General features: G+C 49.9%; 4 protein-coding genes. 2 read left to right on the top strand and 2 right to left on the bottom strand.

The genetic code is table 11. From position 1 onward, the window contains the following. Positions 1–263 precede the first annotated feature (263 nt). Positions 264–3,788: a response regulator gene (locus QUA70_RS26970; protein WP_333350876.1), complete on the bottom strand. Its 3,525-nt coding sequence runs from the start codon at positions 3,786–3,788 to the stop codon at positions 264–266. A 1,101-nt stretch (positions 3,789–4,889) separates the two neighbouring features. On the opposite strand from QUA70_RS26970, the gene QUA70_RS26965 reads away from it, so the two are divergent. Together QUA70_RS26965 and QUA70_RS26960 are read left to right on the top strand one after the other, a co-directional pair. Beyond that, the gene (locus tag QUA70_RS26965; protein WP_333410752.1) at positions 4,890–5,030 is read left to right on the top strand and encodes a hypothetical protein; all 141 of its coding nucleotides are present in this window, start codon (positions 4,890–4,892) and stop codon (positions 5,028–5,030) included. Between the two features lie 480 nt (positions 5,031–5,510). Next, positions 5,511–6,134, top strand: a complete 624-nt coding sequence (locus QUA70_RS26960; RefSeq protein ID WP_333350878.1) for a GNAT family N-acetyltransferase — start codon at positions 5,511–5,513, stop codon at positions 6,132–6,134. Between the two features lie 659 nt (positions 6,135–6,793). Here QUA70_RS26960 and QUA70_RS26955 read toward each other — a convergent pair. Next, on the bottom strand, positions 6,794–10,673 hold a 3,880-nt coding region (locus tag QUA70_RS26955; protein WP_333350880.1), incomplete at its 5' end, for an Ig-like domain-containing protein.

Raw genomic sequence — 10,673 nt, 5'->3', positions numbered from 1 at the left:
TCTTACACGTTGTCAACGCCGAACGCGAGTCAAAGTCTTTTGAGGTAAGGGTTTTAGGCTTATTCAGCAAGCCCTAAGTAGGTGCGACTGTCAAGCTATCATCAATCGGGCGATTGTTTTCATAAAATATCGCTTCTAAGGATTATTTCACGGAGTGACCATCGCTTTGGACTACATACATATTTTGCCGCTCCCCTACTTATTTAGGAATAGGTTGTTCCCGAAATTGTGCGTGGGATATCCACATATAATACTTATAATGACTAATCACAATTGAGTAAAAAAGTCAATACCGTTTCATCAATCCCCTTTAGTTTCAAAGGCTTATATTTAACAATGCGATTTTCCTCAACATAATCTGCCACCGCCGCCGAAATTAGCACCGTGTTTGGTTCCGTCACCTCTTGCAAGCGGGCGGCAATATTCACGCTCGGCCCGATCGCAGTATAATCCGATCGATCAGGGCCGCCAAACATCCCCACCACCGCAGTACCCTGGTGAATTCCGCAGCGAAACCGCACCGGAGGCACCCCATTTTCCCCAACAATTCCCTGCTCTAACCAGCCCTTGTTAAGCTCCTTCAGAGATAGCACCATTTGCCTTGCAGCAGCGATAGCGCGGCGTACTTGCTCGTTAGGCGTTAGTTCCTCCGGCGCGCCAAAGAAAGCCATTACCGCATCTCCAACAAACTTGTCCACCGTACCGCCACTGTCAAAAATAGCCTTAGTCATTGCCGCCAAATATTCATTCAACAGCTCAGCTACCCGGCGCGAGCGCAGCGTATTTGCCATTTGAGTAAAACCGACTATATCGCTAAACAAAATAGTAATCAATCGCGGTTCCGGGCGCAAATCCAATGCCAATTCTCCAGCCGCAGCGGCCTTCACCATCGCCGGCGGCAAAAATCGGCGTAGCACCGACTCAGTTAAATAACTGTTCAACTGCTGCACTCGGCGCTCGTTTTGTTTGAGGGCGATCAAATTCCGCACTTCCGCCAACAATTCTCGATCGTTAAAAGGCTTGGATAAATAAGCATCAGCACCCCGTTCTACTCCTTCAATTCGAGTATCTTCGTCGGCTTTAGCAGTCAGCAAAATTGCCGGAGTTCCCTGCAATTCCTCATCCTCTCGAATCATCCGAATCAAATCCAAACCCGAGACCAAAGGCATCATCAAATCCGTTATAATTAAATTTGGTCGGCGTTTTTTAGCCACGGCAAACCCTTCTTGTCCGTTGCGGGCGAGCAAAACTGCAAAGCCGGAATCTCGCAGAATTGCCGACACATAAAAGCGCAAATCTGGATTGTCGTCAACTACCAAAACCGTTCCCACTGCTGTTTCTGATCTGATCGGTTCGAGCGCCTCAAAGTTATGATTTTCTGCCTCATTTTCCGACAAATCCGCCTCCACATCTGCCAGTTCCACCGCAGCTTTCGATGAGTGAAACTCCGCAGGTATTTCTAGTACCTGTTCCGGGGGCAAGTGAGTCGAACCGAAGTGCAGCCAAACGGTAAAAGTAGTACCTTCGCCGTAAACTGACTCAACTGAAATTTGACCGCCGTGGAGTTCGACTAATTCTTTGACAAGTGCCAAACCTAAGCCACTGCCTTCGTAGGAACGGCTAGCAGAACCTTCGGCTTGGTGAAAGCGCTCGAATAAATAGGGAATTTGTTCGGTGCGAATGCCGATACCCGTGTCTTTTACTTGCAACAAGCAGTGAGAGCCGGCAGATTCAACTTTCAGGGTGATAGTTCCGCCTTCTGGGGTGAATTTGACAGCATTTGATAGCAGGTTGTAAATAACTTTGTCAAATCTTTCCAGATCCAAATAAAGTAAAGGACATTCTTGCAGTTGGGTAATTAAGTGCAGTCCTTTTTTCTCACAGTAAGCGCGGAACGACTCTGCGGTAGAGTAACAGAAACCGACTAAATCGCAGGGGCGGAAACTCGGCTGCATCCGTCCGGCATCGAGCCGCTGCAAGTCCAGCAGTTGATTTACCAAGCGCAGGAGGCGGCGGGAATTACGCAAAGCGATTACGGCTTGTTCGTAGGGCAAGTCTTCTTGGCGCCTGCAAGCTGATTCTAGAGGGCCGATAGTTAGAGTTAGAGGGGTGCGGAACTCGTGGGAGATATTTTGGAAAAATTCGGTTTTGAGCCGATCGGCTTCCAGAAGCCGTTCTGCCTGCTGTCTGGTAGTCTGGTAGAGGCGCGACTGCTGCACGGCTAGAGCCGCTTGAGTTGCGACTATTTGAGCCAGGTCAATATCTGAGATGTTCCAGCGGCGGATGCTGCGATTTTGGCGCAGGGAAATGCTGCCGATGATTTTGCCTTCTGAGAGTAAGGGAACGACTAACAGGGCGCGGGCTGGCGATCGAACTTGCAGTTCTGTAACATTTAACTCCGGGTGTTCATCGAGATCTTCGATCGCCACCGGCTCTTTTGATACCATAACTTGCAGCAACACCGGATTGCCCCGAATCGGCACCAAAGACTGTGGCAAAGAAGGATGGGCAAAAACCCAGGCGCGAGTGTTCTCAGCAGCATCGGCAGAAGTCGTCTCGTAGCCAAGAGGGTTCGCAACTACCTCTGGATTGTCAATAAAACCCTGTTCTACAGCCACGGTATCCCTATCTGTGTCGTATAGCCCCACGCATTGCACGTATTCATCATCTTCTGTCCACAGAGATAGGGCGCAGCCGTCAACTTGCAAAGCTTGGCCGAGTTGTTGAGTAATGGCTGCAAAAATATTTTGGGGATCGAGACTCGATCGAATTGCCGTAGTAATAGTATTAACTAAGGCCTCGCGCTTGGCCAGCGCCCGCACCTGTTCGTAAGCTCGGGCTTGAGAAAGCGCCAAAGCCGCTTGGTCTGCCACCGTAATTACCAACTGTACCTCGTGGTCTTGCCACTGGCGCGGTTGATCGAACTGGTGCAGCGCCAAGACTGCCATCAGTTCGATTTTGTAAAACAGCGGTACGATCAAGCTCGATCGAATATTCGCAGCTTCGTAAGCCTGCTGTCGTTGTTGATTATCCGAGTTTAAAACTCGATCGTCAGTTTGGGCATCTTGAATCACCTCCACATCCAGAGTTTCCCAAACCAAATCCGGCAGCAAATCCGGGGAGAGTTCGGCAGCAGAAGCATCTCCGGGCATCGCTTCCTCATCGCCCCGCAACCCTTGAGTTTCTGCCTTCTGGTAAACGAACCACTCATCGGCAACTTGGCCGTCTTGGAACGGCCGCAGCAGACAGCAACTCACCTCAAACATCTGCCCGACAGTTTCCACAATTCTTTGCAGCATTTGCTGGTAATTGGGAGCCGATCGGATAGTATTGGTAACGGCATAAAGCAGCGATTCTTGGCTCAAAGCACGGCGCAGTTCATTGGTGCGCGTTTTCAGAAGATTGTGAGTCTCAACAGCTTGACTGACAAGATTTATCAGCTCTTGAGCATCCCAAGGCTTGGTAACGTATTTGAATACTTTGCCAGCATTAATAGCTTCAACTAAATCTTCAACATCCGTATAGCCAGTTAAAATAATTCGGATCACGTCGGGGTACTGAGCCGCCGTCAGGCTGAGAAACTCCGTACCGCTCATTTTTGGCATTCGCTGGTCGGAGATAATCACCGCAACTTCTCCCTCTTTTGCCAAAATTTCGAGGGCAGCGGGGCCAGATTCGGCTCTGAGCACTTTGTAGTCTCGATGAAAGGTGCGGTAAAGCAAGTCGAGGTTATCCGGTTCGTCATCGACGATCAGAATTTTTAGCTTAGGATTTTCTTGGGAATTCATGCACCGTTCTCCTGTGCCCCGGGGCTGTTCGATTTAATAAGTCTGATCAAAGGAAGAATTCGCCAATTCAAAGTGCAGAAGTCATACCATTTTCGATTTTCGATTTTCGATTTTCGATTGCGAATGGCTGATGACCTAAGGGTTGAGATTTTGCCTAGAGTGCCATTATTTTGGGAAAAAAGTATCACAATAATTCGTGGATATGAAGTTGTTGTGAGTGTGCGAGGCAAGCATCAACCTTGATTTTTGATGTCTGGGTTTTCAATTCGGAATTCTTCTGAGCCACAGTTATCTGTCGTGCACCCCAATTTTATTATTTAATGATATTCACATAAACTCGTCTCCCGATAATTTTCTTTCACCCCTTACCTTTATGCAGCAGGAGAGCAAACACAAATCTGGCCATTTTAACTGCCGTCTGGATATCTCAGAATACATAGGAATAACCGTCCTGATTGTGAGTTGACTTGCAAAATTTATGTTTGATCCTGGCTCCTGGGACTGTTTTATTTGGTATGTGAAAGCTGCCCGCAGCAAGATACAATAGACAACCAACATCTTCGCCTGTGTTTTTTCCTACAAGTAACAGCAACTTTAACAGTCAGCCAAGGATACCGACCACAATCCGGCGCGGATCCCCTGACTGATATTCGGGGGTGGCCCACAGACCACAGAGGTGTCTGTGGGAGTGACGCAATTGCTGTACCATTTTAGTTAGACTTGCACTTTTTTCCCCGATCTCGGCATTTTTTTTGCCTCCTGCAGACCAACGCCCAAGCCAATTACTGTGGCTAAACACCGCAAGCTCGAGCATCCATCTGTTAATCTTAGCTAGGGATGTACTCTGTGGAAACCGATCAGTCGATTTTAGATTTTAGATTTTAGATTTTAGATTTACTCCACAGATGAATTGGGGAGCTTGAACTAGGGTCTAAAATTTTTATCTGTCCCCGACGAGTGTCGGTGGCTTGTATCGGTTTTTGGGCAGGGTCAATCAGCTCGATCGAGGTTTTGAAGGTCTCGCTCCCGCGCCGCAGAGTATCGAACCGACGGGGAAAACCCCTGCAGACTGTTTCCAGGCATCCAAATTTAAATTGCAAGTTGGGAAAGTACCCCCTAGCTCAACAGGTAAGGCCGGTTCGATCGGGGACGGGCGATGGATTGCCCACAACTGCTGAAAGCTGGGGTGTCAGGTCGGGGGGCGGCGGTGAACATCCGACGCGCCAGCGCGCCCGGTGTTAGTCTGATCAGTCGTGGAGTTTTTCAACTACCGCTTGACGAATAAATTATATTCGATCGGGTATTTCCGTAAGCAGAGAGCGGTAAGATTCCGGGAACCTGACGTTAAAACCTTTGTGATTGTTTTTAATACCTTGCCCGCTAAGCTGTCGCGCCTTTAATTTGTAATCTACTGTTTACTTAAACCCTTGTGACGCTGGTCGAAAGCCAGGGATCAAGCTTCAATTTAAAGGCCAAATAGCTTATCCACAAATCTAGTATTAGGGGATGAGTTTTATTTTTTCATAAGTAGAGGGTTAAATTCTAAAAATTTTCCATTTACCTCAAATACTACTTAAAGTCAAACACAAAAAAATGTAATTTAATCTGGCTAATAAACTCTGCCTATAAGTTACGTTATAAGATCAGTATAACATCAGTGAATTTTCTAAGAGGGGTAGCTTAGAAACCCGCGTAAAAAAATTAATATAGTGGCCTGGCATTGTGAATCCTTCATTTTTTTCCTCACCATCTCACCAACAACAAACTCCCGGACTTTCTGGTTTTTCGATCCGGGTGGCTGCGCCCAACGATTTGACGCAGCTAGCGGATATTTTAGCCATGAGTTTTCACTCCCGCGAGGGGTTGGTAGAATGGGTGTATCCAGTGTTGCGTTTGGGCATTTACGAAGATTTAAAAAATCGACTGCGTTCTAAGGCAGAACATTACATTTGTCTGGTTGCTGAGCTAGTCTCGCGCGAGGAGGGAACGCAGAATTATAGATCGCACCGAGATCAGCGCATGGCAGGAACAGTAGAAATGGCTCTGCGTTCTCGCTTTCCTTGGCAAATACCGAGTTCTGACTATCCGTATTTGTCGAATTTAGCCGTTCACCCGGACTATCGGCGACAGGGCGTTGCTCAACAATTGCTCAGCAACTGCGAGGAGACAGCCAGAGAATGGGGATTTTCTGAGATTTACCTCCACGTTCTGGAAAATAATCACGCGGCGCGACAGTTGTACTATCAAGCCGGCTATCGCTTGCAACAGGTGGATTGGAATTGGACTGGTTGGCTGTTCGGTCAGCCGCGCCGGCTGTTTTTACGCAAGCAGATTTCGCTATCTTAAGCTAATTATTGGAATTGATCATGGGGAATTGGGGCGAAGCAGGAAAAAAGAAAAAATAGCTATCCGTGTATCTCTTCTTTCCTTCTATTGTGAATCAATGGAACGGGGAATGGGGAATTATCGATAATTTTTAGTTTGCTCTTACGCCCGATCGCACAACACACTACAATTAGTTGGTAGTAAACACTTGAGCTACCCACCCTTGTGTACCTGGGAACACCTGAAAAACCCCATACAAAGTTATATCAACTCCCGTATCCTCCTCAGACGTAAAAACCCGTCAAGAATCACGGAAGTTGCAATAGTAATTAATATAATTAATCTGGGTTAATCTGTGTTTATCTGCCTGTATCTGCCCTAAAAAAAAGATAATTTCTTAACCGTACATGACAAGGAATTGACGATAATTCACGCCGCTAAAGATAATAGATTCATGAATAATCCCGATGCTAAAAGATTTGATATTATACCAAATCAGGCTTGAATACACCTTTATTTTTTAGCATTTTAGAGAGGGACAAAAGGCAACTGTAAGAGCGATGTCAAGGGCCGATCGCTACAAGTTTCTAACCCGGATTGAGTATTGTGAGGAACGCCACAGAAGTTCTGATCTGCTGTGGCGTTTTGTTCGCCGGAACAGGAGACTTTCGCCGCCAATTCTAGAGCTCAGAGAGATTTGGTAGGAAATCCGAGGAGCCGATCGCCCCGTTAATCCCAACGAGATTCGCTAAAACCCGATCGGTTCCTGCTACTCGCAGCAACGTACCGTTCGGAGTGGCACTAAATTGCAACTGCTGGAAACTTAGCCCGTCGCTCAAAACAAACTTATCGACGCCTACCTCGAAGTTAATCACAGTATCAGTGCCGCCCTCACCATTCAACACAAATTGATCGCTCCCAATACCTCCAATTAAAGTATCATCGCCCAAGTCGCCAAACAGCCAGTCATCTCCAGCGCCCCCATTGAGCAGGTCGTTATCTTTACCACCAATCAGGGTATCGGTGCCAGCATCTCCGTTGATAGTATCTTGGCCTTCGTTGCCGTAAAGCAAGTCATCGCCCTCACCGCCGTTGATGCAGTCTTGCTGGTCGTTTGCGCCCACCGAGAAAGCCCGGTTATCAGCACGATCGCCATAGATGGTATCGCTGCCCTCGTCACCGCAGATCTCATCGCTGCCCTCACCGCCGTAAATCAAGTCGTCGCCCTGATCTCCGTGTATGAGGTCGTTAGCTTTGCCGGCGTAAATCAAGTCGTTGTCTTCACCGCCACTGATGGTATCGTCACCCTCATCCCCGAACAGCACATCAGCACCGATGCCACCAAAGAGCAAGTCCTGGCCGCCAACATCTTGAGCTCGACTTCGAGCACCGCCGTACATGGTGTCGTCGCCGCTGTCGCCGACAAGGGTATCAGAGCCGATCTCGCCCCAAATCAGGTCATTATCTTTGCCACCCCAAACACAATCATTGCCTTTACCTGCTTGCACGGTATCATTACCGTGGCCGCCGCCGATGATGTCGTTGCCGCTGTCCCCAAAGATTAAGTCTTGTTCGCCGAGATCCCCGATGGACTGGGAACTGCCACTGTCGCCGAGCAGAGTATCGGCTCCTTCGCCGCCGTAGAGGGTATCGGAGCCTAATTGACCGTAGATGATGTCATTGCCTTTACCTCCGTAAGCACGATCGTTATCTTTGCCTGCAACCAGCGTATCGTTGTCTTGTTGACCGTTGAGGAAGTCGTTACCGAAGCCTCCATACAGTAAGTCGCGTCCCTCGGAGTCGCTGGCCCTTTGGTCGCGGATGCCCCCAAACAAGCTGTCGGAGCCGATGCCACCAAACAACGTATCGGAGCCGAGTTCGCCCCAAATCAGGTCATTTTCTTTACCTCCAAGGGCAATATCGTCACCTTTGCCGGTATGGATGGTATCGTCGCCCTCGTTGCCGTTAATGATGTCTGCACCCTCGCCTCCGAAAATCAAATCGCGAGCATCGTCAGGACTCTGGGAGTTGTTTTGCCCGGTGTCTCCGAGAATCGTATCCGCACCTCGATCTCCAAACAGGGTGTCAGAGCCTAAGTCGCCGGCAATCCAGTCGTTCTGTTTGCCTGCAAATACGATATCGTTGCCCTCGTCTCCGTAAACAATATCGGTGTCAATGCCCCCAAAAATCCTGTCATTGTCTTCGTTGCCGTAAATTTCGTCCGCGCCGTCTTCACCTAAAAGCAGGTCGTTGCCTTCAAAACCGACGATTTTTTGGTTGCCTTTGGTGTCTACGATGAAGTCACCGCCGTCGGTTCCTTTGGTGGTTTGTCCCTCTGAAAATGGTGAAATAGGTCGGACAAATCCAACAGCAGGTGGTTGCTGCGGCGGCGCAAAGTTAATTCCCGGTTTTTCAATAATCGGCTGACACAAACAGTCAGTATCTGGTTCGGCGATCGGATTTGAGATGGGCGCCGGAATCGGCGCTGGAGTTGGCGTCGGAGTTGGCGTCGCAACTAGGACAGCAGCAACAGTAGCGGTAGCAGGGCTGGTAGCGCCGCTGTTGTCGGTGGCGCTGTAGGTAAAAGTGGCTCCGGTAAAGTCGTCTGTGGCTTGGAAAAATAACTGCCGGCTCTCTGCTGGCGTCAGCACTTGACCTAGTGTTACCGGCACGCCGCCATTGGCTGGCTCTCCTAAAAATAGCACTCCTTGGTTAGAGGGTGGCAGACTGGTGATTGTGAAAGAGACGATCGTCCCATCGGGGTCAGTTCCTCCCAATCCTCTGGCTAACGTAGTGTTGGGCGGAATGCTGAAGTTAGCATTGGTGGCAACTGGCGGTTGGTTGGGCCCTGGAAGAAAGCCAGAAACAGTAGCAGTAGCAGGGCTGGTAGCGCCGCTGTTGTCGGTGGCGCTGTAGGTGAAATTGGCTGCGGTAAAGTCGCCTGTGGCTTGGAAAAATAACTGCTGAAGTTGATCTGGTGTGAGCACTTGACCTGCTGTTACCGCCACGCCACCATTGGCTGGATCTCCTAAAAATAGCAGCCCTTGGTTAGAAGGTGGCAGAGTGGTGATGGTGTAAGAGACGATCGTCCCGTCTGGGTCGGTTCCTCCCAGTCCCATTACTAACGTGCTGCTGTTGGGCGGAATGCTGAAGTTGACATTCGTGGCAACTGGCGGTTGGTTTCCCAGAATCGGTGGTGGTGTCGGTGTGGGAGTTGGTGCTTGAGTTGGTGTTGGTGCGGGAGTTGGTGCGGGAGTTGGTGTTGGTGCTGGAGTTGGTGCTTGAGTTGGTGTTGGTGTTTGAGTTGGAGTTGGTGCTGGAGTTGGTGCTGGAGTTGGTGTGGGCGTTGGCGCTATCAGTCCAGCCACAGTAGCGGTAGCGGGTGGACTGATAGCACCGCTGTTGTCTGTAGCGCTGTAGGTGAAATTGGTTCCTGTAAATTTGCCCGTTGTGAAGAAAAACAGTTGCTGCAACTGTGCCGGAGTCAGGACTTGACCGGGTGTCACCGCAACGCCACCGTTGGCTGGATCTCCTAAAAACAGGACGGCTTGGTCTACTGGGGGCAGGGTGTTGATGGTGTAAGAGACGATCGACCCGTCGGGGTCGCTTCCTCCCAATCCTGTGACTAACTGGCTGTTGTTGGGCCCTAGGCTGGAGTTGGTGGAGTTGGCAACTGGCGGTTGGTTGGGAGTTGGAGTTGGAGTTGGAGTTGGTGGAGTTGGTGGAGTTGGTGTGGGCGCTATCAGTCCAGCCACAGTAGCGGTAGCGGCTGGACTGATAGCACCGCTGTTGTCTGTAGCGCTGTAGGTGAAATTGGTTCCTGTAAAGTTGCCCGTCGTCAAGAAAAATAGTTGCTGCAACTGTGCCGGAGTCAGGACTTGACCGGGTGTCACCGCAACGCCACCGTTGGCTGGATCTCCTAAAAACAGGACTGCTTGGTCTGCTGGGGGCAGGGTGTTGATGGTGTAAGAGAAGATCGACCCGTCGGGGTCGCTTCCTCCCAATCCTGTGACTAACTGGCTGCTGTTGGGCCCTAGGCTGGAGTTCGCATTGGTGGCAACTGGCGGTTGGTTGGGATTTGGAGTTGGAGTTGGAGTTGGTGGAGTTGGTGGAGTTGGTGTGGGCGCTATGAGTCCAGCCACAGTAGCGGTAGCGGCTGGACTGATAGCACCGCTGTTGTCTGTAGCGCTGTAGGTGAAATTGGTTCCTGTAAAGTTGCCCGTCGTCAAGAAAAACAGTTGCTGCAACTGTGCCGGAGTCAGGACTTGACCGGGTGTCACCGCAACGCCACCGTTGGCTGGATCTCCTAAAAACAGGACTGCTTGGTCTGCTGGGGGCAGGGTGTTGATGGTGTAAGAGACGATCGACCCGTCGGGGTCGCTTCCTCCCAATCCTGTGACTAACTGGCTGCTGTTGGGCCCAAGGCTGGAGTTCGCATTGGTGGCAACTGGCGGTTGGTTGGGAGTTGGAGTTGGAGTCAGAAGTGTGGTGACTGTAGCTTCGTTGTTGCCCGGAGTGGGGTCAGCGGTAGGTGAGGTACTTCTGGCGGTGTTGCTGACG

This window comes from Microcoleus sp. LAD1_D5, assembly GCF_036702115.1.
In the GTDB taxonomy this organism is placed as follows: domain Bacteria; phylum Cyanobacteriota; class Cyanobacteriia; order Cyanobacteriales; family Microcoleaceae; genus Microcoleus.
Note: the sequence above shows the minus strand (reverse complement) of the source record. Positions and strands in the feature narration are given on the sequence as shown.